Below are 25,451 nucleotides of genomic sequence, written 5' to 3' on the forward strand. Positions count from 1 at the left end.
GGCATGTGATTGCAATTGCAATCAGATTTTTCAAGGCAGACGCCTGTCCGGCGTCCACTGCCGCATCACAGTAGGAGACGACGATGGCACAGCAACCCCGGTTTCTTGACGAGGATCCGCAAGAAACCCGCGAATGGCTCGAATCGATTGAGTCGGTACTCAACAGTGAAGGGCGCCCGCGCGCGCACTACCTGATCGATCAGTTGCTGGACTTCGATGTCGCTCAACACGGCGATTTCTATGGTCGGGTCACGACGCCCTACGTCAACACTATTCCCAGCGACCGTCAGCAGCCTTATCCGGGTGACCTTCAGGTTGAAAAGCGTATCAACGCGTTCATCCGCTGGAACGCCCTGGCGATGGTACTGCGTGCCGGCAAGCATTCCGGTGTGGGCGGCCATATCGCCTCCTACGCGTCTGCCGCCGTGCTCTATGACGTGGGGTTTGATCACTTCTTCCGTGGCCGTACCGAGCAGTTCGCTGGCGATCTGGTTTACATTCAGGGCCATTCTTCTCCGGGCATTTACGGCAGGGCGTACCTGGAAGGTCGCCTGAGCGAAGAGCAACTGGACAACTTCCGTCGCGAAACGGATCGCGATGGCATTTCGTCCTATCCACATCCGCGTCTGATGCCGGACTTCTGGCAGTTCCCTACGGTCTCCATGGGGCTTGGGCCAATTACGGCGGCGTATCAGGCGCGCTTCATGCGTTACCTGGAAAATCGCGGGCTCAAGGAGCATCAGGGCCGCAAGGTCTGGGCATTTCTCGGCGATGGCGAAATGGACCAGCCCGAGTCTCAGGCGGCCATTGCGCTGGCCGGGCGCGAGAAGCTCGACAACATTATCTTCGTGGTCAACTGCAACCTGCAGCGTCTCGACGGCCCGGTGCGTGGCAACAGCAAGGTCATTCAGGAATTCGAAAGCCTGTATCGCGCCGCTGGCTGGAACGTAATCAAGGTCATCTGGGGCAGTGGCTGGGATGCGCTGCTGGAGAAGGACAAGAGCGGGCTGCTGCGTCAGCGCATGATGGAATGCGTGGACGGCGAGTACCAGAACTACAAATCCCAGAACGGCGCCTACGTGCGTGAGCATTTCTTCGGCAAGTACCCGGAGTTGCTGGAGCTGGTCAGCGACATGAGCGACGACGATATCTGGAAGCTCTCGCGGGGCGGGCACGATCCGGAAAAAGTCTACAACGCCTACGCTGCCGCAATGCGTCACAAGGGCGGGCCGACCGTGATTCTGGCCAAGACGGTCAAAGGTTTCGGCATGGGCGAGGCGGGCGAGGGGCAGAACATCAATCACCAGTTGAAGAAACTCGGGGCAGAGGCAATCAAGGCCTTCCGCGACCGTTTCTCTCTGGACATCACCGATGATCAACTGGGCGACATGCCTTATCTGAAACCCGCCGAGGGCAGTACCGAAGCGCTGTACCTCAAGGCCCGCCGGGCTCAGTTGGGCGGTTACATTCCGGCGCGTTTCAGTGACGCGGCCACCTTGCAGGTTCCGCCGCTTTCGGTGCTGGATACCCAGCTGAAAAGCACCGGTGATCGCGGTATATCGACGACCATGGCCTTTGTGCGCATCCTTTCGACGCTGCTCAAGGACCCGAACATCGGCAAGTTGATTGTGCCGATTGTGCCGGACGAGTCGCGAACCTTTGGTATGGAGAACCTGTTCCGCCAGATCGGCATCCATTCCCATGTCGGTCAGTTGTACACGCCACAGGATGCAGGGCAACTGAGCTACTACAAGGAAAGCACCGACGGGCAGATCATGCAGGAAGGGCTGAACGAGTCCGGCGCCATTTCCTCATGGATTGCAGCCAGTACGTCCTACGCCAACCATGGCGTGATGACCGTGCCGTTCTATATCTTCTATTCGATGTTCGGTTTCCAGCGTGTGGGCGATCTGGCCTGGGCGGCGGGTGATGCCAGGGCCAGGGGCTTTCTGCTGGGGGCCACCTCAGGCCGGACCACGCTGATGGGCGAAGGCCTGCAGCATGATGACGGGCACAGCCACGTGATGTCGTCGACGATACCGTGCTGTGTATCTTACGACCCGACGTTTGCCTTCGAACTGGCGGTGATCATTCAGGACGGCATGCGCCGCATGTTTGCCGAAAATGAGGACATTTATTACTACATCACCTTGCTCAACGAGAACTACCCGCACCCTGATCTGCCCGAGGGCGCCGAAGCCGGCATTATCAAAGGGATGTACCCATTGCAGGCCAGTGCGTCGGTCAACTCCGGCAAACACGTGCAATTGATGGGCTGCGGGTCGATCCTTCTCGAAGTCATCGCGGCCGCCAGATTGCTGGAGGACGACTTTGGTGTGAGCAGTGAAGTCTGGAGTGTTACCAGCCTCACCGAGCTGCGCCGTGAAGGCCAGGACGTCGAGCGCTGGAACCTGCTGCACCCTGAGCAGGAGCCGCGCCTGAGCTACGTTGAAAGCTGTCTCGCCGACAGGGAAGGGCCGGTCGTAGTAGCAACGGATTACATGAAGATCTTCGCTGACCAGATCCGTCCATTCGTACCTTTGCGTCGTTTCGTGGCGCTGGGTACGGATGGTTTTGGTCAGTCCGATACCCGTGAATCGCTGCGTCATTTCTTTGAGGTAGACCGTTACTTCGTGGCAGTTGCTGCGCTCAAGGCGCTGGCCGATGACGGCAAGGTCGAGCGTAAGGTCGTTGCTCAGGCCATCGAACGCTACAAGATCGACCCAGACAAGCAGGACCCTGTGCTGGTCTGAGTCGCGCCTGTCTCTCTGTTACCAAGCCGTGGTCAGGAAACCGTGCACTTCAAGCGAAGTGCACGGTTTTTTGATTACCTGCGTGAGAATATCTGCCGGCGGCTTTAGCCTGTCACGCCGTCAGACGATCTTCCCGGAAATCACGCAGCGCCTGGTCAATCTCTTCGCGGGTGTTCATCACGAACGGCCCGTACTGCACGATCGGCTCGCGCAAGGGCTTGCCGGCAATCAACAAGACGCGTGCACCCTTGGTGCTGCTGATCTGCAAATCACCGGTGTCAGACAGGCGCGCAAGATGGCGCTTGCTCACTGACTGTGCGCTGCCTTCTATTTCGATACTGCCTTCGTAAACGTACAGCAATGCAAGATGCCCTTCGGGCATGCGCGGGCTGATACGACTGCCGGCAGGCATGTCGAAGTCAAAGTACAAGGGCTCGGTATCCGGGCGCTGTACCGCACCGGCCTGTTGAACCTGGCCATCGTCGAAATGCCCGGCCAATACCACTACCTGCACACCGGCTGCAGTGGTCAGGCGAGGAACGTTTTCCGGCTGGATGTCCTGATAACTGGCGTCGTTCAGCTTGTTCTTGCCCGGCAGGTTCAGCCATAGCTGAAAACCTCGCATGGTGCCTTCTTCCTGTTCAGGCATTTCGCTGTGAATGATCCCGCGTGCGGCGGTCATCCACTGTACGCCGCCGCCCTGCAGCAGGCCCACATTGCCCATATGGTCTTCGTGACGCATGCGGCCTTCAAGCATGTAGGTCACGGTTTCGAAGCCACGGTGCGGATGAGGTGGAAAGCCCGCGATATAGTCATCAGGCACGTCCGACCCGAACTCGTCCAGCATCAGGAATGGATCGAATTGTTCCACGCCCCGTCCGCCGAAAACGCGTGTCAGTTTGACTCCCGCGCCGTCAGAGGCAGGTTGGCCTGCCTGAATCGACAGGACTTTACGAAATTGAGTCATGGAAAGAGAGCACTCCTTATCAGGTGGCCTTTTCAGGCGCCAGGGAGTGTCATGGTATGCCTGTCTATTCGATAAACTGATTCGAATCCCGGAACGGAATGATCGTATTTGTCGATGTGTTGCCTGCTGATACGTATTGGCGTGAGTAACAGGCAACCTGCCCGGAATAGCCTCCGGGCCAGGCTTGAGAGCACTGGGTGATCAGTGTTTGCTGCCCTGTGTCGACATGGCCAGCAGTTGCTTTTCCTGGTTCCAGTCAAATGGTTCATCGTTCTGCTCGGCTTCGTAACGGCGCTCTTCCAGCGCCTGATACAGCTCGATTTCATCATCCGGCATGAAATGCAGGCAGTCACCGGCAAAAAACCACAGCAGGTCGCGAGGCACCAGGTGGGCGATTTGCGGGTAGCGCTGGATGACCTGACACAGGATGTCCTGGCCCAGGTACTGGCTTTCTATCGGGTCCTGCGGCAGTTGCTCGACCAGTTCGTCGAAGCGCTCCATGAACAGCGCGTGGCTTTCTTCCGGAACCTGCTCGGCCTCGCCCAGCGCGACCAGAATGCTGCGCAGGTGTGCCAGCAGGCCAAGTTGGTGATCGAGAGTGGCGTCGGCCATCGGGTAATCCTCAAATGCAAAAACAGGCGCGAGAGTATAAAGCTCTACGCGCCTGCTGTGTGGTGTGACCTTGAACGTCAGCGAATCTTGCCCGCTGCCTGGGTCAGTTCTTCCTTGTCGAAATCATCCACGTCGATCACCTTGCGACGGGCGGCTTCGGCTGTACGCAGTGTCTGTGCCTCTTCTGCCTGCAATACACCGATGCGCAACGCAGCGTCGATGGCATGCTCGCCTGCGGCCGGTTTGATCTGACCACTCTTGAGCGCCACTTGCAGCTTCTTGTGCAGCGGATATGCAGTAGTCAGCAAGTCGATGGCATGTTGCAGCGCGCCGACCGGATCTTCTGCCGATTGCGGGCGATAGCAGCCTGCGAGCAACTCTTCCAGTGTCGGATCGCCCTTGGCGCGGCCCAGTACCTGTGCAACTTCGGCGTCCAGCTTGTCCGAAGGGCCCTTGTGGCGACGACCGAACGGGAACACCACTGCACGCAACAGCCCACCCAGCACACGGTTAGGGAAGTTGCCGAGGATTTCGTCCATGGCACGTTCCGAATGGCCCAGACTTTCTTCCATGGCCCAGCGAAACAGCGGGCTCATGTGATCTGGCGAGCCAAGATCGTGGTAGCGCTTGAGTGCCGCCGAAGCCAGATACATATGACTGAGCACATCCCCCAGACGCGCCGACAGGCGTTCGCGGCGTTTCAACTCGCCGCCCAGCAGCATCATGCTCAAGTCCGCCAACATCGCGAAAGCTGCTGCCTGACGGTTCAACGCGCGGAAGTAGCCTTGGCTCAGGCTGTTGCCCGGTGCTCTTTCAAAATGGCCAAAGCCCAGATTAAGAATCAGGGTGCTGGCGGCGTTGCTCACCGCAAAACCGATGTGCTTGAGCAGGAGCGCGTCAAACTCGAGCAGCGCCTGCTGCTTGTCTTCGCGACCGGCCAAGGCCATTTCCTTGAGCACGAATGGATGGCAGCGAATGGCACCCTGGCCGAAGATCATCAGGTTACGTGAAAGGATATTCGCCCCTTCAACGGTGATGAAAATCGGCGCGCCTTGCCAGTTGCGGCCCAGGTAGTTGTTCGGGCCCATGATGATGCCCTTGCCGCCATGCACATCCATGGCGTGACCGATACATTCGCGGCCACGCTCGGTCAGGTGGTATTTGAGGATCGCGGAGAGCACCGAGGGTTTTTCTCCCAGATCGACCGCATTGGCGGTCAGCATGCGCGCGCTGTCCATCAACCAGGCGTTGCCGCCGATGCGCGCCAGCGCTTCCTGAATACCTTCGAACGCCGACAGCGGCACATTGAATTGCTCGCGCACCTTGGCGTACTGGCCGGTGACCAGGCTGGTGTACTTGGCAGCGCCGGTGCCGACCGCGGGCAGCGAAATCGAACGTCCCACCGACAGGCAGTTCATCAGCATCATCCAGCCTTTGCCAAGCATTGGCTGGCCACCGATCAGGTAGCTCAAAGGGACAAAGACGTCCTTGCCCGAATTCGGGCCGTTCATGAACGCCGCGCCCAGCGGCAAGTGGCGCCGTCCGATTTCAACGCCTGGTGTGTCGGTCGGAATCAATGCCAGGCTGATGCCTAGGTCTTCCTCTTCGCCTAGCAGGTGCTCAGGGTCGTAAGCCTTGAAGGCCAGGCCGAGCAGGGTGGCGACCGGGCCAAGGGTGATGTAGCGCTTTTCCCAGGTCAGGCGCAGGCCGATGACTTCTTCGCCTTGCCACTGACCTTTGCAGATAATCCCGGTGTCGGGCATCGCGCCCGCATCGGAACCTGCCAATGGACCCGTCAGCGCGAAGCAGGGGATATCTTCGCCACGTGCCAGACGTGGCAGGTAATGGTTGCGCTGTTCGTCGGTGCCGTAATGCAGCAGCAATTCAGCAGGGCCGAGGGAGTTGGGCACCATCACGGTGGAGGCCAGGTCGCCGCTGCGGGTGGCCAGTTTCATGGCCACCTGAGAGTGGGCGTAGGCCGAGAAGCCCTTGCCACCGAATTCTTTCGGAATGATCAGGGCAAAGAACCCGTGCTCTTTCATGTGCGCCCAGGCTTCAGGCGGCAGGTCCATGGCCTGACCGATTTCCCAGTCGCTGACCATCGCGCAGAGTTCTTCGGTCGGCCCGTCGATAAAGGCCTGTTCTTCTTCGGTGAGCTGGACTTTTGGATAGGCCAGCAGCTTGTCCCAGTCCGGGCGACCGCTGAACAGCTCGCCATCCCACCAGACGGTACCGGCGTCAATCGCATCGCGCTCGGTTTCCGACATGGGCGGCAGCACTTTCTGAAACCAGCTGAACATGGGCGCAGTGAAGTGCTTGCGGCGCAGGTCGGGCAGCACAACAGGTACGAACACTGCCAGCCACAGCACCCAGAAAACAGTCAGCAGCCATCCTGGCGCGTGGCTGAAAATGCCCATGGCCAGCAGGTAGACGGCTACCACGCCAAGCGCCGGGAGCGGGGCGGTACGCCGATGGGCCAGCCAGGCAATGCCGACGACCAGCACTACAATCCACAACAACAGCATAGGTATTCCTCCGTGATGACCGCCGCCGTGGCAGCGATCAAGAACTGGTCGCCGGGCAGTGGTGAGGCGACATCGATAGTGACCCCTGGTTGACGAGGAAGTTGCCGCCGCTTCGGGGTAGACTGTGAGCCTTTATTTATCAGCGACTGCGAGGGGAACGCAATGCTCAAGATATGGGGACGGAAGAATTCCAGCAATGTGCGCAAGGCACTCTGGATTGCCGAAGAAGTGGGCGTGCCCTACGAGACGCAGGACGCCGGTGGGGCATTCGGGCTGGTCAATGAAGCAGCTTACCGCGCGAAAAACCCCAATGGCCGGATTCCCATGATTGAAGACGGCGATTTCGTGCTTTGGGAGTCGAACGCGATCGTACGCTATCTGGCCGCCCGCCATGCCCCGGACTCGGACTTATACCCCGCTGACCTTCAGGCTCGCGCCAACGCAGACAAGTGGATGGACTGGACCTCCTCGACCATCGCGGCCCCGTTCAGCCCGGTACTCTGGGGCGTGGTACGCACCCCGCCCGAGAAACAGGACTGGCCGGCCATCGAGCAAGGCATCAAGACCCTGCACAGTCTGCTGCTGGTCGCCGATGAGGCCCTGTCTCGCCAGCCTTACCTGTCCGGCGAAGCTTTTGGCATGGGCGACATTCCCCTGGGGTGCTTCGCTTACGGCTGGTTCGAAATGCCGATTGAACGTCCGCCGCTGCCCCACCTCCAAGCCTGGTATGAACGCCTCAAGACGCGTCCGGCGTATCGCAAGGCCGTCATGAGTCCGCTGACCTGAGCATGCAGTCTGAGCATTTAAAACAGTTGATCGGGCTCATGTCCGGCTCTTGATATTTACTATTAACAGATGTGTCTGTACTTGAATGACCCAGCCGAGCACCATTGCACGCCTGGGTCGTCATGACAGGCGTGTGTTCCCGGTCAGCTTCATTCCTTTTTCCTGATGAGTACTCTTTCCGATATGTCTTCCGCTCTGTCCATTCGGCAGCTAACCAAAACCTACGGCAACGGTTTCCAGGCCTTGAGTGGCATTGATCTGGACGTGGCCGAGGGTGATTTCTTCGCTTTGCTTGGCCCTAATGGCGCAGGCAAGTCCACCACCATCGGTATCATCTCGACGCTGGTCAACAAGACCAGCGGAACGGTGAACATCTTCGGTCACGATCTGGATCGCGAGCCCGCTGCGCTCAAGCGTTCCATTGGCGTGGTGCCGCAGGAGTTCAACTTCAACCAGTTCGAGAAGACCTTCGACATCGTCGTCACCCAGGCGGGTTACTACGGCATCCCGGCAAAGATCGCCAAGGAGCGCGCCGAGCAGTACCTGACTCAACTGGGCCTGTGGGACAAGCGCGACGTGCCTTCACGGTCGCTGTCAGGCGGCATGAAGCGGCGCTTGATGATCGCCCGTGCGCTGATTCATGAGCCGCGTCTGCTGATCCTCGATGAGCCCACTGCTGGTGTGGACATCGAGTTGCGCCGTTCGATGTGGACGTTCCTGACCGAACTGAATCAAAAAGGCATCACCATCATCCTCACCACGCACTACCTGGAAGAGGCCGAGCAGCTGTGCCGCAACATCGGCATTATCGACCACGGGGTGATCGTGCAGAACACCGGCATGAAGCAATTGCTCAGCACCCTGACTGTCGAAACCTTCGTGCTGGATCTGAAGGCGTCCTGGCAGACCGCGCCGCAGCTGCCCGGTTTCCCTTGCCGTTTGCTCGACAGCCACACCCTGGAAGTTCAGGTCGACAAGAATGTCGGCATCACCGCGCTGTTTAGCCAGCTCGCTTTCCAGAACATCGAAGTCTTGAGCCTGCGCAATAAATCCAATCGCCTTGAGGAGTTGTTTGTGTCCCTGGTGGAAAAAAACCTTGCGAAGGTGGCGCTATGACTGTGCAGAGCGGCGAGTTGCGCCCCAACCTGATTGCCCTGAAGACCATCGTTTACCGCGAGGTCCATCGCTTCATGCGGATCTGGCCGCAGACCCTGCTGCCGCCTGCGATCACCATGGTTCTGTACTTCGTGATCTTCGGTAACCTGATCGGCCGCCAGATTGGCGACATGGGCGGCTTTACCTACATGCAGTACATCGTGCCGGGGCTGATCATGATGTCGGTGATCACCAACTCCTACGGCAACGTGGTATCCAGCTTCTTTGGTGCCAAGTTTCAGCACTCCATCGAAGAACTGATGGTCTCGCCGGTTTCCCCGCACACCATTCTGGTCGGTTACACCCTGGGCGGTGTGTTGCGTGGTCTGATGGTCGGTTTCATCGTCACCATGCTGTCGATGTTTTTCACCGACCTGCAAGTGCACCACTTGGGCGTGACCATTCTGGTGGTGGTGTTGACCGCCACCATCTTCTCGCTGCTGGGCTTCATCAACGCAGTGTTCGCGCGCAACTTCGACGATATCTCGATCATCCCGACCTTCGTCCTGACCCCGCTGACTTACCTGGGCGGCGTGTTCTATTCGATCAACCTGTTGCCGCCGTTCTGGCAGACCGTGTCGCTGGCCAACCCGGTCCTGCACATGGTCAACGCCTTCCGCTACGGCATTCTGGGCGTCTCCGACATCAAGATCAGCATCGCCCTGGCGTTCATGATCGTGGCAACGTTTGTGCTGTACTTCGGCTGCGCACGGTTGCTGGTGAGCGGGCGCGGTATGCGTCAGTAACACATGCTTTGCGACCCGCCAGCCTGGCGGGTCGCCTGTCTGCCGAGAACGGCTGTTCAGGTTTTGCAACACACCATCACTTCCGACATTTCGATATTGCGCTGATCCTTGAAGCTTTCCGCTTCAAGGAATCACCATGCGCACAGGGATGATCGCGCTCGCGTCGGGGCTTGTGGCCTTACGCTTTCTGCCTGCTTTGCCGCCGACCTGGCTGTTGCTGCTGATGCCGATACTGGCGTTGATGCTGCTACCGCTTCGTACCTATCCACTGGCGCTGTTCCTGCTCGGTTTTACTTGGGCGTGTGTTTCTGCGCAGTGGGCGTTGAATGACCGTCTGGTTCATCGTCTGGACGGTCAGACGCTTTGGCTGCAAGGCAAGGTAGTCGGTTTGCCCAGTGTCGCCGAGGGCGTGGTGCGTTTCGAACTGGAAGGGGCAAGGTCGCGCAGGGCCATATTGCCTGCACGCATCCGGGTGGCGTGGTACGGCGGTCCGCAGGTCAACAGCGGTGAGCGCTGGCGCATGGCGGTCAAACTCAAGCGGCCGGCCGGGCTGGTCAATCCTGATGCTTTTGATTACGAAGCCTGGCTGTTGGCGCAGCGCATCGGTGCCACCGGTACGGTGGTGGATGGTCAACTGCTGACACCTGCGCGCGGGGCGTGGCGCGACCTTATTCGTCAGCGCTTGCTGGCGGTCGATGCGCAGGGCAGAGAGGGCGGCTTGGCGGCGCTGGTGCTGGGCGATGGCTCCGGGTTGTCGAGCACCGATTGGCAGGTGCTGCAGGACACCGGCACGGTGCATCTGCTGGTGATTTCCGGCCAGCATATCGGTTTGCTGGCCGGGGTGATTTACGCGCTGGTCGCAGGCCTTGCACGCTGGGGGCTGTGGCCACGGGCTTTACCCTGGCTGCCTTGTGCCTGTGCGCTGGCGTTCATCGCTGCGCTGGGTTACGGGCTGCTGGCCGGTTTCGAGGTGCCGGTACGGCGTGCCTGTGTGATGGTCGCGATGGTGCTGCTGTGGCGTTTGCGCTTTCGGCACCTGGGCGTTGTCTGGCCGTTGTTACTGTCATTCAACGCGGTGCTGATTTTCGAGCCGCTGGTGACACTGCAGCCGGGGTTCTGGCTGTCTTTCGCGGCGGTTGGCATTCTGGTGCTGATTTTCAGTGGACGTCTCGGTGCCTGGAATTGGTGGCAAAGCTGGACGCGTGCGCAGTGGCTGATCGCAATTGGCTTGCTGCCTGTTCTGCTGGCGCTGAACCTGCCGATCAGCCTCAGCGGGCCGTTTGCCAATTTGCTGGCTGTGCCTTGGGTCAGCTTGATCGTCCTGCCGCCTGCGTTGCTTGGAACACTGCTGCTGCCGGTCCCTGTTGTGGGCGAAGGCTTGCTCTGGCTGGCCGGAGGAGCGCTGGAGTGGCTGTTTATGTTTCTCGGCTGGGTTGCCGCGGTCTTGCCCGCCTGGTTGCCCAGTGCAATGCCGGGCTGGGCGTGGCTGCTTAGTCTGCTCGGGGCCTTCATTTTATTACTGCCCAAAGGCGTGCCGATGCGTCCGCTGGGTTGGCCATTGCTGTTGTTGTGCGTTTTTCCGCCGCTCGACTCAGTGCCTGCAGGCCAGGTAGAAGTATTGCAGTTGGACGTGGGGCAGGGCCTGGCCATTCTCCTGCGCACTCGAAATCACACGCTCTTGTACGACGCAGGTCCACGTTTCGGCGAGTTCGATATCGGTCAGCGCGTGGTCGTGCCCGCCATGCGCAAGGCCGGTGTGCGTCATCTGGACCTGATGTTGATCAGTCACGCCGACTCCGATCATGCCGGGGGCGCAGCGGCGGTTCATCAGGCATTTCCGGTTGACCGTGTACTGGGCGGTGAGCTGGCCAGGCTCGCGCCGCAACTCGACGCGCGCTTGTGTGAGAGCGATGCGCGCTGGGAGTGGGATGGGGTGGTGTTCTCCACCTGGCGCTGGGAGCAGGGGCCTGATGGCAATCCCGCATCCTGCATGTTGAGTGTCGACGCCGGGGGCGAGCGTCTGCTGCTGACGGGTGATATCGACGTCGACGCGGAACGTGCGGCAATCGCCAGCGGTTTCGACCTTCGTGCCCATTGGTTGCAGTCCCCGCATCACGGCAGCCGGACCTCGTCATCCAAAGTATTTCTTCAGGCCGTCGGAGCGGTTGGCGTGCTGATCTCCCGTGGCCGTAACAACGCCTTCGGCCACCCGCATCCGTTGGTCATGGCGCGTTATCGATGGCTGGGTATGGCCAGTTATGACAGCGCTGAGCTGGGCGCTGTCAGTCTGCGTCTGGGTACGTTCGGCACGCCGCAGGCAGAGCGCGCGCAACGGCGTTTCTGGCGTGACTGAGTGAAGGGATATCGATCTCGGCGTTCGGCACTTGGCGACCCTATGATAGAGTGGCGCCAATTTTTCGAGGGAGTGATCACTGTGTGGGAACTGGTCAAATCTGGCGGCTGGATGATGCTGCCGATTATTTTGAGCTCCATCGCCGCTGCCGGCATTATCATCGAGCGTCTGTGGACGCTGCGTGCCAGCCGTATCACGCCGCCGCATCTGCTCGGACAGGTCTGGCAGTGGATTCAGGAAAAGAAGCTCGACGGCGAAAAGCTCAAGCAACTGCGCGCCGACTCGCCTCTGGGTGAAATTCTCGCCGCAGGTCTGGCCAATTCCAGGCACGGTCGCGAGATCATGAAGGAATGCATCGAAGAAGCCGCCGCCCGGGTTATCCATGAACTGGAGCGCTACCTGAGCGCGCTGGGTTCGATTGCCGCCATGGCACCGCTGCTTGGCTTGCTGGGTACGGTGCTGGGCATGATCGATATTTTCGGCTCGTTCAACAGTTCGGGGGCCACGGCCAATGCCGGTGTGCTCGCCGGTGGTATCTCCAAGGCGCTGATCTGTACCGCGTCGGGCCTTATCGTGGCTATTCCGGCAATCTTCTTTCATCGCTTTCTGCAAAGTCGCGTCGATGAGCTGGTGGTCGGCATGGAGCAGCAGGCCATTCGTCTGGTTGAAGTGGTGCAGGGCGACCGCGATGTCGATCTGATCGACGCCAAAATCGATCTCAAGTCGCTGGCCAGAGCGGGCGGGGGCAAGAAGAAGTGAAATTTCGCCGTCGCAGACCCCGGGAAAACATCGACATCAATCTGGTCTCTCTGATTGATGTGGTGTTCATCCTGCTGCTGTTTTTCATCGTGACGACCACGTTCACCCGTGAAACCCAGCTGCGGGTGGATCTGCCACAGGCGGTCACCGGTACGCCGGAGGTGGACGCCAGCGCTAAGCATCTGGACATCGCCATCAACGCCGACGGGATCTTCTCGCTGAACAACCAACTGTTGCCCAAGAACGATCTGGCAACCCTGATCGAAGCGCTGCAACGCGAGTCGGCGGGCGATACCAGCCTGCCGTTGTCGATCAGTGCCGACGGCAAGACCCCGCACCAATCGGTGATTACGGCCATGGATGCGGCGGGTAAACTGGGTTTCAGCCATTTGCGCATGACCACTGTCGAGGCCACGCCGGCTAACTGATGGCATTTACCGACCGTTTGCTTGATGCCTGGTACAAGGGCCACCCTGCGCTGGCGCTTTTGCGTCCGCTCGAATGCCTTTATCGGCGTGTCGTCGATGGCAAACGCGCGCGCTTTCTGGCGGGTGAGGGCAGCATCTACCGCGCTCCGGTGCCGGTTATTGTGGTGGGTAATATCACCATCGGCGGCACTGGCAAGACGCCACTGATCCTATGGATGATCGAGCACTGCCGTCGTCGTGGCCTGCGCGTTGGTGTGGTCAGTCGCGGTTACGGTGCCAAACCTCCCAGCCTGCCGTGGCGCGTCAAGGCCGACCAGAGTGCCAGCGAGGCGGGCGACGAGCCTTTGCTCATCGTCAAACGCAGTGGCGTGCCGCTGATGATCGATCCGGATCGCAGTCGCGCCGTGCAGGCCTTGCTCGCTGCCGAGCCTCTGGATCTGATTCTTTCTGACGATGGCTTGCAACATTATCGTCTGGCCCGCGATCTGGAGCTGGTGCTGATCGATGCCGCCCGCGGGCTGGGCAATCGTCGTTGTCTGCCTGCCGGGCCACTGCGCGAGCCGGTTGAGCGGCTAGGCAGTGTCGACGCCTTGCTTTACAACGGCGCGACGGCTGATCGAGACGATGGCTACGCCTTTATGCTCAAACCGTCAGCCCTGATCAATCTGCGCAGTGACGAACGCCAGCCGGTGGATTATTTCCCGGCCGGGCAGGCGCTGCATGCGGTCGCCGGAATCGGCAATCCTCAACGTTTCTTCAATACCCTCGAAGGATTACACTGGCGGCCGGTGGCTCACGCGTTCGCCGACCATGCGGTCTACAGTGCCCAGGCGCTGACATTCACGCCTTCATTACCCTTGGTCATGACCGAGAAGGATGCGGTGAAATGTCGTGCCTTTGCAGCCGATGACTGGTGGTATCTGGCAGTGGATGCAGTACCGTCCAATGCTTTTGTCGACTGGTTCGATGAGCAACTGCTACGTCTCTCTCCATGATTGCTTCAGGATCTCCTATGGACACCAAACTACTCGATATCCTCGCTTGCCCTGTCTGCAAGGGACCATTGAAGCTCAGCGCCGACAAGACCGAGCTGATCAGCAAAGGGGCAGGCCTTGCCTACCCGGTTCGCGACGGCATCCCGGTGATGCTCGAAAGCGAAGCGCGCACCTTGAGCACCGATGAGCGGCTGGAAAAATGACAGCAGCGTTCACCGTGGTCATTCCTGCGCGTTATGGCTCCAGCCGCTTCCCCGGCAAGCCACTGAAAACCATTGCTGGCAAGCCCATGGTCCAGCTTGTCTGGGAGCAGGCGTGCAAAAGCAGCGCCGAGCGTGTGGTGATTGCCACCGACGATGCGCGCATCGTCGAGGCTTGTCAGGCTTTTGGTGCAGAAGTGCTGCTGACCCGCGAGGATCACAATTCCGGCACCGATCGTCTGGCCGAGGTGGCGGCGAAATTGGGGCTGGCTGCTGATGCGATTGTGGTCAATGTGCAAGGCGACGAGCCGATGATCCCGCCTGCGGTGATCGATCAGGTGGCGTCCAATCTGGCGGCTCACCCCGAAGCCGGCATGTCTACGCTGGCCGAGCCTATCGACGACGTAGCGGCGTTGTTCAACCCCAACATCGTCAAGGTCGCAACAGACATCAACGGCCTGGCGCTGACGTTCAGCCGGGCGCCCTTGCCGTGGGCACGTGACGCATTGGCCGCAAGCAGAGACGAGTTGCCTGCTGGCGTGCCTTATCGTCGTCATATCGGTATCTACGCCTATCGTGCGGGCTTCCTTCATGACTTCGTCAGTTGGGGGCCGTGCTGGCTGGAAAACACCGAAAGCCTGGAGCAGCTGCGTGCGTTGTGGAATGGCGTGCGAATTCACGTTGCCGACGCGCTTGAAGCACCACCCGGTGGTGTCGATACACCTGAAGACCTTGAGCGCGTAAGGCGCTTGCTGGAGGGTTGATGCGGTTTATCCAGTGGCTCGGGAAGGCAGGGGCATGACCTTGCAGGTGCAATCCGCGATTTCCCTCAAACCTTTCAACACCTTTGGCGTGGATGTTCAGGCCCGGTTGTTTGCCGAAGCGCACAGCGATGACGATGTTCGCGAAGCCCTGGCGTATTCGGCCGAGCACGATGTACCGCTGCTGGTCATCGGTGGTGGCAGTAACCTGCTGCTTAGCGGTGATGTGCAGTCATTGGTGCTGCGCATGGCCAGCCGCGGCATTCGCATCGTACATGAGGACTGTCTCGAGTCGATTGTCGAGGCAGAGGCTGGCGAGTCCTGGCATCCGTTCGTGCAGTCCTGTCTGGAGCTGGGGTTGGCGGGGCTGGAAAACCTCAGTCTGATTCCAGGCACCGTTGGGGCGGCACCCATGCAGAACATCGGTGCTTATGGCGTCGAGATCAAGGATGTGTTCCATAGCCTGACTGCGCTGGATCGTGAAACGGGTGAATTGCGCGAGTTTTCGCTGGAGGACTGTGCGTTCGGCTACCGCGACAGCGTATTCAAGCACCAGGTGGCACGCTGGTTGATCCTGCGGGTACGCTTCAAGCTCAGCCGCGTAGCCAATCTGCACCTTGAATATGGTCCGGTTCGTCAGCGTCTCGACGAGTTGGGTATCGATAAACCGACGCCTTTTGATGTCAGTCGGGCAATCTGCGCCATTCGCAGTGAAAAGCTGCCTGATCCGGCGGTACTTGGCAATGCGGGCAGCTTTTTCAAGAACCCGGTGGTTTCTGCTGAACTGTACGCAACGCTTAAAAGCGGGCATCCGGGCGTCGTGGGCTATCCGCAGGCCGATGGCCGGGTGAAGCTGGCAGCGGGGTGGTTGATCGAACAGGCTGGCTGGAAGGGCTATCGTGACGGCGACGCTGGCGTGCATAAGCTCCAGTCACTGGTACTGGTCAATTACGGGCAGGCCAGTGGCTTGCAGCTATTGAGCCTGGCGCGCCGCATCCAGAGTGACATCGTCGAGCGTTTTGGCGTTGAGCTGGAGATGGAGCCGAACCTCTACTGACAGCCTGGGGATGGTCTCTTGTGGGAGCGAGCCGGGCGACGCTTCGCTTGCTCGCGAAGGGATTAGATCAAGCGCTGTGTATTGAAGATGAACACAGTGCAGTCCTCAATCAGCGGACATGAAAAAGCCCCGCCTGTCTGCACAGGCGGGGCTTTTTCATGGGCCGGAGTTAAACGAGTGGTTTAGGCTCGTTTTCTTTATCGGCTTCATGTTGCGGTTTGACTGCTGGTTGCTCAGTCGCCGCTTCTTCAGTCTTTTCCTCGATAGCCTGAGAAGGCTGGACCGATTCTGCTTCAGCGGCAACAGGTGCTGCTTCGGCGATGACTGGAGTGCTGGCCGCAGCGGCTTCCTGCTGACGGCGTGCTTCTTCTTCACGCTTGCGACGACGAACTTCACGAGGATCGTTCGGTGCACGGCCGGTGCTGCTGACCGGTGCGACCGGTGTTTCCACGATCACAGGTTGTTGCTCTGCAGGTGCAGGCGCTGCTTCTTCGACGGCCTTGGGCGCGACGTAAGGAGCAGGCTCCTCCTTCACGACGACAGGCTCGGCAGCAGTAGCAGCAGGCGTTGGCAGTTCGGACGATTCAGTGGCTGGCACTTCTTCATGAGCCGCTGCTTCGACAGGCGCTTGTGGCGCTGGCTCTGGCGTTGGTGTGAACGGCACGACGCGCTCGGCATGCGGCGCTTCGAACAGCTCAGTCTGCGCAGCAATGGCAGGTGCTTCGACCGCAGCAGGCTGAACCTCCACTTCTGGAGCCGGTTTGGCGACTGGCGCATCGTCTGCAACCGGCGCTTCAACAGCAGGCACTTCAACGACCGGTTCTGCTGCTGCCGGAGTTTCTGGAGTGGATGCTTCAATTGCCGGTGCGTCAGCTTCCGGTGCCTTGGCAGTATTGGCTTCGGCAACAGGCGCTTGCTGTGCAGGCTCTACGGCTGGAGCGTCTACAGTGCTGTTGGCTCGCTCGGCCTGCTGGTGTGCATCGGCTTCTGCTGTGGCGCTGATCACGCCGCCAGCCGCAGCTGCTGCGGTGAATCCCAGACCAGCCGACAGATCGGTGGCGCTGCTGCCTTGTTCAGTATTTTCTGCCGAGCCGTTTTCTTCGGAACCGTTTTCTTCAGAGCCTTCGATCACGTTGCCATTGGCATCACGTTGACGCTCACGACGGTTGCTGCGACGACGCTGACCGCGGGAGCGGCGGCGAGGGCGGTCGCCTTCGCTACCGTCGTTGCCTTCCTGGTTCTCGTCATTGATCTGCTCTTCGTTGAGCAGCACTTCCTCTTCGCTCACGGCAGCCGCGGCCTGTTCGGCGCGTGGTTGACGTTCTTCGCGAGGCGCGCGCGGCTGGCGTTCTTCGCGTGGTGCGCGTTCAGGACGCTCTTCACGAGCAAGGTTTACGGCAGGGGCTGCATCCAGAGGCTCGCGCAGTTCGCGGACCGGACGATCTTCGCGTGCTTCACGAGGCTTGCGCTCGCGGGAAGTACGGGCTGGACGCTCTTCACGTGGTGCTGAATCCTCGCGGGCTTCACGCGGTTCGCGAACGGTACGCTCTTCACGAGGTGCGCGTTCTTCACGAGGTGCACGCTCCTCACGTGGGGCGCGCTCTTCGCGCGGCGCGCGTTCGGCACGTTCTTCACGGGGGGCGCGTTCTTCACGAGGCTTACGCTCTTCGTCACGACGGTTGTTGCGGCCACGGCTCTGTTGGCGACCGTTGCGGCGTTCCTCGTTACGGGCCGGACGCTGTTCGGCAGCAGGTTTTTCAACCACTACCGGAGCGGCAGGCTCTTCCTTGGTCGCAAACAGGCTGACCAGGGATTTCACCAGGCCCTTGAACAGGCTTGGCTCGTGAGCGACCGGTGCAGGCGTTGGGGCAGGCGCAACGGCTTCTACCGGAACCGGCGCATTGGCACGAGCAGGTGCAGTCTTGACGGCTGCTTCCTGGCGAACAAGAGTGCGGGTTGCGGCAGCCAGCGGGGCGATTTCTTCCACTTCGGCTGCAGCCGCGGCGATTTCGTAGCTGGTCTGGCTGTTGTGTGCTTCCGGGCTGTCATCACGCAGACGCTGAACTTCGAAGTGCGGGGTTTCCAGCTGGTCGTTCGGCAGGATGATGATGCGCGCACGGGTGCGCAGCTCGATCTTGGTGATCGAATTGCGTTTTTCGTTGAGCAGGAAAGCCGCGACCGGAATCGGCACCTGAGCGCGCACTTCGGCAGTGCGGTCTTTCAGGGCTTCTTCTTCGATCAGGCGCAGGATGGCCAGCGACAGCGATTCAACATCACGGATGATGCCGGTGCCGTTGCAGCGAGGGCAGACGATGCCGCTGCTTTCGCCCAGCGATGGACGCAGGCGCTGACGGGACATTTCCAGTAGGCCGAAGCGTGAAATGCGACCGATCTGCACGCGGGCGCGGTCGGCTTCCAGGCTTTCGCGGACTTTTTCTTCCACGGCGCGCTGGTTCTTGGCCGGTGTCATGTCGATGAAGTCGATGACGATCAGGCCGCCGATGTCGCGCAGACGCAATTGACGGGCGATTTCCTCAGCCGCTTCAAGGTTGGTCTGCAGGGCGGTTTCTTCGATGTCGCTGCCTTTGGTGGCGCGCGCCGAGTTGATGTCGATGGACACCAGGGCTTCGGTCGGATCGATGACGATGGAGCCGCCGGAAGGCAGTTCGACCACGCGCTGGAAGGCGGTTTCGATCTGGCTTTCGATCTGGAAGCGGTTGAACAGTGGAACGCTGTCTTCGTACAGTTTGATCTTGCTGGCGTACTGCGGCATCACCTGGCGGATGAAGGTCAGGGCTTCTTCCTGGGCTTCGACGCTGTCGATCAGGACTTCGCCGATATCCTGACGCAGGTAGTCACGGATGGCGCGGATGATGACGTTGCTTTCCTGATAGATCAGGAAAGGGGCCGAACGGTCCAGGGACGCTTCCTTGATGGCGGTCCACAGTTGCAGCAGGTAATCGAGGTCCCACTGCATTTCTTCGCTGCTGCGGCCCAGGCCGGCAGTACGAACGATCAGACCCATGTCGGCTGGAGCGATCAGGCCGTTGAGGGCTTCACGCAGTTCGTTGCGCTCTTCGCCTTCGATACGGCGCGAGATGCCACCGGCGCGAGGGTTGTTCGGCATCAGGACCAGATAACGGCCTGCAAGGCTGATGAAGGTGGTCAGGGCTGCGCCCTTGTTGCCACGCTCTTCTTTCTCGACCTGAACGATGACTTCCTGGCCTTCGCTCAGGACGTCCTTGATGTTGACGCGGCCTTCAGGGGCTTTCTTGAAGTACTCGCGGGAGATTTCCTTGAGGGGCAGAAAGCCGTGGCGCTCAGAGCCGAAATCGACAAAGGCAGCCTCAAGGCTGGGTTCGATGCGAGTGATTCGGCCTTTATAGATGTTGGCCTTCTTCTGCTCGCGTGCACCTGACTCGATGTCCAGGTCGTAGAGGCGCTGGCCGTCTACCAGTGCAACACGCAACTCTTCGGGTTGAGTTGCGTTAATCAGCATTCTTTTCATGTAGTACCGTCGGTTTCCGGGCTGCCGGAAACGGCGTTCGGCACACACGACTTCTCACGGTCGGTGTCAGGGCACGTCAGGAGTGGTTGGACACTCCAGTGTCTAGCGAGGTCCTCGCCCAGAGGGGGCGGAGGGTCGCGACGACGTTTCCTGCTTGCTGTGGTGGCATAAGACACCCTTTTCAGCAAAAGCTTTGTCAGGAGGAGGAATCGACCATCGGTAGCGGACGAGATGAAGCGTCTAGAACAAGCCTTGTGCTACACAGTCCGATGGTTGTGCGTCTCCACCCTACACGTATCCCTGATAATTCGGGTGCTGCCGCGCGCAGAATCCGCAGCGGGTTGGCATTTACCGCGATCTTCGATAGGGAAGGTCGCGCATCATGGCTTGAGGCGTTGTTCCCGAAGCATTCGCTCGTAGCGTCTGAAAGCGACTGCACTTTGTGAACTGGCCATGAACTGTCCGCACTGGCCGCGAGCTGTCTGCTCTGCTGTCAGGCGTGTTTCCGGCCTCATGTCACCTGCGCTCGTTACGTTTTCAGCGTGCTCCGTTGTCACCGAACACTGCGTAGGACGGCCTCCCGTCCTTGTGAATTGCGTTGGTCAGGGCCGGTTGTCAACCGTTGGTCCGCTGTCCGGCCGCTTTTGGCGGCGTTCGCGACTATAGCAGCAATCATTAAGTGCTTCAAATCCATAAAAAATTGTTATCATTTGCGACATGACGAATATTGCCCCTCCAACCCCCGGCGTCCAGCTGGTTGAGGTTGCCCCGGAACTTGCCGGTCAACGCATCGATAATTTTCTGATCACTTATCTCAAGGGTGTGCCCAAAACCTTGATTTACCGCATTTTGCGCAAAGGCGAAGTGCGTGTGAACAAGGGGCGGATCAAGCCGGAGTATAAGTTGCAGGCAGGCGATATCGTGCGCATTCCTCCTGTACGCGTGCCTGAGCGCGACGAGCCGGTGCCGGTTGCGCAGGCTCTGCTGCAGCGCCTCGAGGCTGCGATTGTCTACGAAGACAAGGCGCTGATCGTGCTCAACAAGCCTGCGGGTATCGCTGTGCATGGCGGCAGCGGCCTGAGCTTCGGGGTAATCGAAGCATTCCGTCAGTTGCGTCCGGATGCCAAGGAGCTTGAACTTGTGCACCGCCTGGACCGCGATACATCGGGCCTGCTGATGATTGCCAAGAAACGCAGCATGCTGCGCCACCTGCACGAAGCCTTGCGCGGTGACGGTGTCGACAAGCGCTACATGGCGCTGGTCCGCGGTAACTGGGCAACGGCTCAAAAGCAGGTGCGTGCGCCACTGATGAAAAGCAATCTGCGTTCCGGCGAGCGCATGGTCGAGGTCAATGAAGAGGGTAAGGAGGCCCTGACGATTTTCAAGGTGCTGCGTCGTTTCGGTGACTTTGCCACCATGGTCGAAGCCAAGCCGGTGACCGGGCGCACGCACCAGATCCGCGTGCACACGCTGCATGCGGGGCACGCCATTGCAGGTGATACCAAATACGGTGACGAGAATTTCAGTCGCGAAATTCGCGATCTGGGCGGCAAGCGTCTGTTTCTGCACGCCTACATGCTGACGGTGCCGATGCCCGATGGCAGCAAACTGAATGTGCAGGCGCCTGTGGATGAAATGTGGGCCAAGACAGTGGAGCGTTTGAGTGCGCCGTGATTACGATCTGTTGATTTTTGACTGGGACGGCACGCTGGCCGACTCTGTGGGGCGAATTGTTCTGGCCATGCGTACCGCGGCTATCGAGACTGATCTTGAGGTTCGTGACGATCCGGCGATCAAGGGCATTATCGGTCTGGGTCTGCCCGAGGCGATTCGAACCCTTTATCCGCAGATCAGTGACAATCAGGTGATCGACTTTCGGCAGCGCTATGCTGACAGCTATATGGCAATGGATAACGTGCCTTCGCCGCTGTTCGAGGGCGTTTTGGAGTCGATGCAGGCGTTTCGCGAGGACGGCTATCGTCTGGCGGTCGCTACCGGCAAGGCGCGCCGTGGGCTGGATCGGGTGCTACAAGCCAATGGCTGGGGCGATTACTTCGATGCCACCCGGGCTGCCGACGAAACCGCCAGCAAGCCGGACCCGCTGATGTTGAACGAGATCATGGCGCATTGTGATGTTGCGCCGCAGCGTTCGTTGATGATTGGCGATGCGTCATTCGATCTGCTGATGGCCCGCAACGCAGGTATGGATTCGGTTGCGGTGGGTTATGGCGCTCAGTCGCTGGAGTCGTTGCGCCAGTTTCAGCCACGATTGGCTATTGAGCATTTTTCCGAGCTGCGCACCTGGTTGAATGGGCGCGGCGTCTAGTTTTAGGGTTGGAGTGATTGGAACATGTCTGACGAATGGAAGGCACCCGTCTCGCAAAGTGCGGACGAGGGCGTCAATGGCAAGGAAGAAGCAAAAAGCTGGAAACTTCTTGAAAAGACGCTGCTGGCCAGCGTTCAGGAGCAGCGTCGTGCGCGTCGCTGGGGGATCTTCTTCAAGCTGCTGACGTTCGCGTTTCTGTTCGTTGCAGTGGTTGTTCCGATGCTGGATTTCGAAGGTGGTACATCGCGCCGCTCCAGCCACACTGCGCTGATTGATGTGCAGGGGGTGATTGCCGACAAGGAGTCGGCCAGTGCCGAGAATATCGTCACGGCGCTGCAGAAGGCGTTCGAGGATGAGAAAACCAAGGGCGTGATTCTGCGTATCAACAGCCCGGGCGGCAGTCCTGTGCAGTCGGGCTATGTCTATGACGAAATCCGTCGTCTGCGTGCTGCAAAGCCGGACATCAAGGTTTATGCGGTCATTACCGACCTGGGTGCTTCGGGTGCTTATTACATCGCCAGCGCTGCCGACCAGATCTACGCCGACAAGGCCAGTCTGGTGGGTTCGATCGGTGTGACGGCGGCCGGGTTCGGGTTTGTCGGTGCCATGGACAAGCTCGGCGTTGATCGTCGTACCTACACGTCGGGCGAGCACAAGGCATTTCTTGACCCGTTCCAGCCGCAGAAGGCCGATGAGACGCAGTTCTGGCAAGGTGTGCTGGACACAACGCATCGTCAGTTCATTGCCAGCGTCAAGCAGGGTCGTGGCGATCGTCTGAAGGACAAGGATCATCCCGAGCTGTTTTCGGGGCTGATCTGGACCGGTGAGCAGGCCGTTGCGCTCGGTCTGGTGGACGGTCTGGGCAGCGCTAGTTATGTCGCGCGGGATGTGATCAAGGAAAAGGATATCGTTGAATACACCGTCGAAGAGTCGCCTTTTGATCGCTTTTCGAAAAAGCTGGGCACCAGTATCGCTGAGCGCATTGCCATGCTGGTCGGCTTCAACGGTCCAAGCCTGCGCTGACGGCTTGATGTAGAAACAAAGAACCCGGCCAATGGCCGGGTTCTTTGTCTGAGCGTCAGGGTACGCTGATCCCTTCCTTTATTAGCATGTCCACAAGGCGTATCAGTGGCAGGCCGATCAGGCTGGTCGCGTCGCTGCCTTCGGTGCTGCGAAACAGGCTGACCCCCAACCCTTCAGCCTTGAAGCTGCCGGCGCAGTCATAAGGTTGCTCTGCATGCAGATAGCGTTCGATGCTGGCTTGATCGAGTTCGCGCATGTGCACGGTAAAGGGTACGCAATCGACCTGGTACTTGCCTGTCGAGCTATTAAGCAGGGCCAGTCCGGTCAGAAAGGTCACGCTGGTGCCACTGGCAGCCGTCAGTTGCTCAAGTGCACGCTCGAAGGTGTGGGGCTTGCCGAGTATCTGTCCGTTCAGGACGGCGACCTGGTCGGAGCCAATGATCAGGTGGGCCGGATATTCGCCCGCCAGCGCCTCGGCTTTCTCTAAGGCAAGGCGCCGAACGAGGTCGTGTGCGGTCTCGTCCGGTCGGTGACTTTCATCAATGTCCGGGGACTTGCAGGTGAATGGCAGGCGCAGACGAGTGAGCAGTTCGCGCCGGTATGAAGAGCTGGAGGCAAGGAGCAGGGATGGCATGCGGATCTCCGTAGGCTGAGCGTCGATTCTAAAGAGTGGCCGGAGTGACGAACAGGCCTGAATTTCCTTTGACATGCCAAGGGGGCATCCCTAGAATGCTGCGCCTATGTTGAATGACCCGATTCCATCTCACGTTGACCCGCGCAAATTGTCTGATCGCGGCACTACCCTTCAGGGTGAAGTGCTGCTGGGCGATTTGAAGAGACTCTGCGACCCGCTTGCCGATACTGTCGGTACGGTGCAGGCGAAATTCGTTTTTGAGCGTGACGAACGCCGTTCTGTGGTTATACACAGTTCGATAGACGTCCCGGTCAAGATGGTTTGCCAGCGTTGTCTTGAGCTGGTGACCCTGCCGATCCACAGCGAATGCAGTTACGCCGTGGTGAAGGAGGGTGCGAATACCCAGTCGTTACCGAAAGGTTATGACGTGCTGGAACTGGGCGAAGATCCTTTGGATCTGCTGGCATTGATCGAGGAGGAGCTATTGCTCGCCTTGCCCATTGTGCCTGCTCATCATCCTGAAGAATGCCAGCAACCGGCGGGTCTCGATGAGCCCGAACCGAGCGTGGACGAGGTAACGCGGTCCAACCCGTTCAGTGTATTGGCGCAGTTAAAGCGTGACCCAAACGTTTAGGAGTTAATCAATTATGGCTGTTCAGCAGAACAAAAAATCCCGCTCTGCCCGTGACATGCGTCGTTCGCACGACGCTCTTGAGGCAAGCACTCTGTCGGTAGAAAAGACCACTGGTGAAATTCACCTGCGTCACCACGTATCGCCAGAAGGCGTATACCGTGGTCGTAAAGTGATCGACAAGGGCGCTGACGAGTAATTTCTTGTCCGCTCCGATCATCGCGATCGACGCAATGGGCGGGGACTTCGGTCCCCGCAACATTGTTCAGGCAAGCCTCGCGTGCCTGACAGCTACGCCCTCGCTTCATCTGGTCCTCGTCGGCCAAGCCTCCCTGATTGAAGAACTCATTGCCCGTCATGGTGCTGTGGATCGCTCGCGCCTGCGTGTCGTAAACGCCAATGAAGCCATTGCAATGGACGAGCGCCCGTCCCAGGCCCTGCGTGGCAAGCCTGACTCGTCCATGCGCGTTGCGCTTGAGCTTGTTGCGAGCGGGCAGGCCCAGGCATGTGTCAGCGCTGGTAATACCGGTGCGTTGATGGCGCTTTCGCGGTTTGTGCTCAAGACCTTGCCCGGTATCGACCGTCCCGCGATGATCGCAGCCATTCCCACCCGGTCTGGCCATTGCCAGTTGCTCGACCTGGGTGCGAACGTCGATTGCAGCGCCGAGGCGCTTTATCAGTTTGCGGTAATGGGCTCTGTTCTTGCCGAGACCCTGGGCGTCACAAAACCCAGGGTTGCCTTGCTTAACGTGGGCACGGAAGACATCAAGGGCAATCAGCAGGTCAAGCTTGCCGCCGGTCTTTTGCAGGCAGCTCAGGGGCTCAACTACATTGGCTACATCGAAGGCGATGGCTTGTACCGGGGTGAGGCTGACGTCGTGGTGTGTGATGGCTTTGTCGGCAATGTATTGCTCAAGTCGAGCGAGGGGCTGGCGACCATGATTGCCGCCAGAATCGATACGCTGTTCAACCGCAACCTGCTGAGCAGGGCGGTCGGAGCGCTGGCGTTGCCGTTGCTCAGGCGACTGCAGACTGATCTGGCACCTGCCCGTCATAATGGCGCGAGCCTGCTCGGGTTGCAGGGGGTTGTGGTTAAAAGCCACGGTTCGGCCAGTGTTTCAGGGTTCCAGAGTGCGATTCAGCGAGCGATCGTTGAATCCCGTGAAAACCTGCCGCAGCGCCTGAAGGGGCGGCTTGAATTGCTGCTTGAGAACGGCCGAGCCTGAAAATGT

At 59.5% G+C, this 25,451-nt stretch carries 22 protein-coding genes; 17 read left to right on the top strand and 5 right to left on the bottom strand.

The genetic code is table 11. The annotated features are described in order from the left end of the window. Positions 1-83 precede the first annotated feature (83 nt). Positions 84-2,753: a pyruvate dehydrogenase (acetyl-transferring), homodimeric type gene (gene aceE / locus KP808_RS07555; protein ID WP_058401665.1), complete on the top strand. Its 2,670-nt coding sequence runs from the start codon at positions 84-86 to the stop codon at positions 2,751-2,753. Positions 2,754-2,865: 112 nt separating this feature from the next. Here the strand turns inward: aceE and KP808_RS07560 are convergent, their stop codons facing one another. The 3 genes from KP808_RS07560 to KP808_RS07570 all read right to left on the bottom strand — a co-directional run bounded on the left by KP808_RS07560 (position 2,866) and on the right by KP808_RS07570 (position 6,857). Further along, positions 2,866-3,720 (bottom strand): pirin family protein, encoded by an 855-nt coding sequence (locus KP808_RS07560; RefSeq protein WP_058401666.1) that lies wholly within the window; start codon positions 3,718-3,720, stop codon positions 2,866-2,868. Between the two features lie 201 nt (positions 3,721-3,921). Further along, a complete protein-coding gene (locus KP808_RS07565; protein ID WP_004657828.1) occupies positions 3,922-4,332 on the bottom strand; it encodes a PA2817 family protein in 411 nt (136 codons plus the stop codon). A gap of 77 nt (positions 4,333-4,409) precedes the next feature. Continuing rightward, on the bottom strand, positions 4,410-6,857 hold the full coding sequence (locus KP808_RS07570) for an acyl-CoA dehydrogenase (RefSeq protein WP_058401667.1): 2,448 nt from the start codon (positions 6,855-6,857) through the stop codon (positions 4,410-4,412). 162 nt (positions 6,858-7,019) lie between these two features. Between KP808_RS07570 and KP808_RS07575 the strand changes: the two genes are divergently transcribed. From KP808_RS07575 to murB, 10 genes are all read left to right on the top strand, one after another. Next, a complete protein-coding gene (locus KP808_RS07575; protein WP_058401668.1) occupies positions 7,020-7,643 on the top strand; it encodes a glutathione S-transferase in 624 nt (207 codons plus the stop codon). A 183-nt stretch (positions 7,644-7,826) separates the two neighbouring features. After that, positions 7,827-8,759, top strand: a complete 933-nt coding sequence (locus tag KP808_RS07580; protein WP_002552672.1) for an ABC transporter ATP-binding protein — start codon at positions 7,827-7,829, stop codon at positions 8,757-8,759. Beyond that, the gene (locus KP808_RS07585) at positions 8,756-9,544 is read left to right on the top strand and encodes an ABC transporter permease (RefSeq protein ID WP_058401669.1); all 789 of its coding nucleotides are present in this window, start codon (positions 8,756-8,758) and stop codon (positions 9,542-9,544) included. Before KP808_RS07580 ends, KP808_RS07585 begins: the two co-directional genes overlap by 4 nt. 136 nt (positions 9,545-9,680) lie before the next feature. Further along, a complete protein-coding gene (locus KP808_RS07590; protein ID WP_230017945.1) occupies positions 9,681-11,897 on the top strand; it encodes a DNA internalization-related competence protein ComEC/Rec2 in 2,217 nt (738 codons plus the stop codon). 81 nt (positions 11,898-11,978) lie between these two features. Further along, the gene (locus KP808_RS07595; protein ID WP_002552676.1) at positions 11,979-12,656 is read left to right on the top strand and encodes a MotA/TolQ/ExbB proton channel family protein; all 678 of its coding nucleotides are present in this window, start codon (positions 11,979-11,981) and stop codon (positions 12,654-12,656) included. Beyond that, a complete protein-coding gene (locus tag KP808_RS07600; RefSeq protein ID WP_002552677.1) occupies positions 12,653-13,084 on the top strand; it encodes an ExbD/TolR family protein in 432 nt (143 codons plus the stop codon). The genes KP808_RS07595 and KP808_RS07600 overlap by 4 nt, the downstream gene beginning before the upstream one ends. Then, complete coding sequence (gene lpxK / locus KP808_RS07605; RefSeq protein WP_230017947.1) at positions 13,084-14,079, top strand: tetraacyldisaccharide 4'-kinase; 996 nt, start codon at positions 13,084-13,086, stop codon at positions 14,077-14,079. Before KP808_RS07600 ends, lpxK begins: the two co-directional genes overlap by 1 nt. Positions 14,080-14,096: 17 nt before the next feature. Next, positions 14,097-14,282, top strand: coding sequence for a Trm112 family protein (locus KP808_RS07610; protein WP_002552679.1), 186 nt, complete (start codon positions 14,097-14,099; stop codon positions 14,280-14,282). Then, positions 14,279-15,043: a 3-deoxy-manno-octulosonate cytidylyltransferase gene (kdsB, locus tag KP808_RS07615; protein ID WP_230017949.1), complete on the top strand. Its 765-nt coding sequence runs from the start codon at positions 14,279-14,281 to the stop codon at positions 15,041-15,043. The genes KP808_RS07610 and kdsB overlap by 4 nt, the downstream gene beginning before the upstream one ends. 34 nt (positions 15,044-15,077) lie before the next feature. Continuing rightward, on the top strand, positions 15,078-16,097 hold the full coding sequence (gene murB / locus KP808_RS07620; protein ID WP_230017951.1) for a UDP-N-acetylmuramate dehydrogenase: 1,020 nt from the start codon (positions 15,078-15,080) through the stop codon (positions 16,095-16,097). A 169-nt stretch (positions 16,098-16,266) separates the two neighbouring features. Here the strand turns inward: murB and rne are convergent, their stop codons facing one another. Continuing rightward, positions 16,267-19,605 carry a ribonuclease E gene (gene rne / locus KP808_RS07625; protein ID WP_456107278.1) on the bottom strand — a complete coding sequence of 1,113 codons (3,339 nt, stop codon included), beginning with the start codon at positions 19,603-19,605 and terminating at the stop codon, positions 16,267-16,269. 717 nt (positions 19,606-20,322) lie between these two features. On the opposite strand from rne, the gene rluC reads away from it, so the two are divergent. Genes rluC through sppA form a run of 3 tightly spaced genes read left to right on the top strand, consistent with a single transcriptional unit; the run spans position 20,323 to position 22,954 of the window. Further along, complete coding sequence (gene rluC, locus KP808_RS07630; protein WP_002552683.1) at positions 20,323-21,279, top strand: 23S rRNA pseudouridine(955/2504/2580) synthase RluC; 957 nt, start codon at positions 20,323-20,325, stop codon at positions 21,277-21,279. Then, complete coding sequence (locus tag KP808_RS07635) at positions 21,269-21,931, top strand: HAD-IA family hydrolase (protein WP_057405089.1); 663 nt, start codon at positions 21,269-21,271, stop codon at positions 21,929-21,931. The genes rluC and KP808_RS07635 overlap by 11 nt, the downstream gene beginning before the upstream one ends. A gap of 24 nt (positions 21,932-21,955) precedes the next feature. Then, positions 21,956-22,954 carry a signal peptide peptidase SppA gene (sppA, locus tag KP808_RS07640; RefSeq protein ID WP_002552685.1) on the top strand — a complete coding sequence of 333 codons (999 nt, stop codon included), beginning with the start codon at positions 21,956-21,958 and terminating at the stop codon, positions 22,952-22,954. A 55-nt stretch (positions 22,955-23,009) separates the two neighbouring features. Here the strand turns inward: sppA and KP808_RS07645 are convergent, their stop codons facing one another. Then, entirely contained in the window at positions 23,010-23,588 is a 579-nt protein-coding gene (locus KP808_RS07645) for a Maf family protein (RefSeq protein WP_058401676.1), read from the bottom strand. A gap of 106 nt (positions 23,589-23,694) precedes the next feature. Here KP808_RS07645 and KP808_RS07650 point away from each other — a divergent pair, with 106 nt between their 5' ends. The 3 genes from KP808_RS07650 to plsX are packed head-to-tail and all read left to right on the top strand — an operon-like array spanning position 23,695 to position 25,445. Beyond that, a complete protein-coding gene (locus tag KP808_RS07650) occupies positions 23,695-24,222 on the top strand; it encodes a YceD family protein (protein WP_002552687.1) in 528 nt (175 codons plus the stop codon). 13 nt (positions 24,223-24,235) lie between these two features. Further along, a complete protein-coding gene (gene rpmF, locus KP808_RS07655; protein ID WP_002552688.1) occupies positions 24,236-24,418 on the top strand; it encodes a 50S ribosomal protein L32 in 183 nt (60 codons plus the stop codon). 4 nt (positions 24,419-24,422) lie between these two features. Continuing rightward, positions 24,423-25,445, top strand: coding sequence for a phosphate acyltransferase PlsX (plsX, locus tag KP808_RS07660; RefSeq protein WP_058408936.1), 1,023 nt, complete (start codon positions 24,423-24,425; stop codon positions 25,443-25,445). Positions 25,446-25,451: the final 6 nt, after the last annotated feature.

Source organism: Pseudomonas savastanoi (genome assembly GCF_020917325.1).
Lineage (GTDB): Bacteria > Pseudomonadota > Gammaproteobacteria > Pseudomonadales > Pseudomonadaceae > Aquipseudomonas > Aquipseudomonas amygdali.

Coding starts and splice junctions, on each gene's coding strand:
- aceE (WP_058401665.1), top strand. CDS start 84: ATGGCACAGCAACCCCGGTTTCTTGACGAGGATCCGCAAGAAACCCGC.
- KP808_RS07560 (WP_058401666.1), bottom strand. CDS start 3,720: ATGACTCAATTTCGTAAAGTCCTGTCGATTCAGGCAGGCCAACCTGCC.
- KP808_RS07565 (WP_004657828.1), bottom strand. CDS start 4,332: ATGGCCGACGCCACTCTCGATCACCAACTTGGCCTGCTGGCACACCTG.
- KP808_RS07570 (WP_058401667.1), bottom strand. CDS start 6,857: ATGCTGTTGTTGTGGATTGTAGTGCTGGTCGTCGGCATTGCCTGGCTG.
- KP808_RS07575 (WP_058401668.1), top strand. CDS start 7,020: ATGCTCAAGATATGGGGACGGAAGAATTCCAGCAATGTGCGCAAGGCA.
- KP808_RS07580 (WP_002552672.1), top strand. CDS start 7,827: ATGTCTTCCGCTCTGTCCATTCGGCAGCTAACCAAAACCTACGGCAAC.
- KP808_RS07585 (WP_058401669.1), top strand. CDS start 8,756: ATGACTGTGCAGAGCGGCGAGTTGCGCCCCAACCTGATTGCCCTGAAG.
- KP808_RS07590 (WP_230017945.1), top strand. CDS start 9,681: ATGCGCACAGGGATGATCGCGCTCGCGTCGGGGCTTGTGGCCTTACGC.
- lpxK (WP_230017947.1), top strand. CDS start 13,084: ATGGCATTTACCGACCGTTTGCTTGATGCCTGGTACAAGGGCCACCCT.
- KP808_RS07610 (WP_002552679.1), top strand. CDS start 14,097: ATGGACACCAAACTACTCGATATCCTCGCTTGCCCTGTCTGCAAGGGA.
- kdsB (WP_230017949.1), top strand. CDS start 14,279: ATGACAGCAGCGTTCACCGTGGTCATTCCTGCGCGTTATGGCTCCAGC.
- murB (WP_230017951.1), top strand. CDS start 15,078: ATGACCTTGCAGGTGCAATCCGCGATTTCCCTCAAACCTTTCAACACC.
- rne (WP_456107278.1), bottom strand. CDS start 19,605: ATGAAAAGAATGCTGATTAACGCAACTCAACCCGAAGAGTTGCGTGTT.
- rluC (WP_002552683.1), top strand. CDS start 20,323: ATGACGAATATTGCCCCTCCAACCCCCGGCGTCCAGCTGGTTGAGGTT.
- sppA (WP_002552685.1), top strand. CDS start 21,956: ATGTCTGACGAATGGAAGGCACCCGTCTCGCAAAGTGCGGACGAGGGC.
- KP808_RS07645 (WP_058401676.1), bottom strand. CDS start 23,588: ATGCCATCCCTGCTCCTTGCCTCCAGCTCTTCATACCGGCGCGAACTG.
- KP808_RS07650 (WP_002552687.1), top strand. CDS start 23,695: ATGTTGAATGACCCGATTCCATCTCACGTTGACCCGCGCAAATTGTCT.
- rpmF (WP_002552688.1), top strand. CDS start 24,236: ATGGCTGTTCAGCAGAACAAAAAATCCCGCTCTGCCCGTGACATGCGT.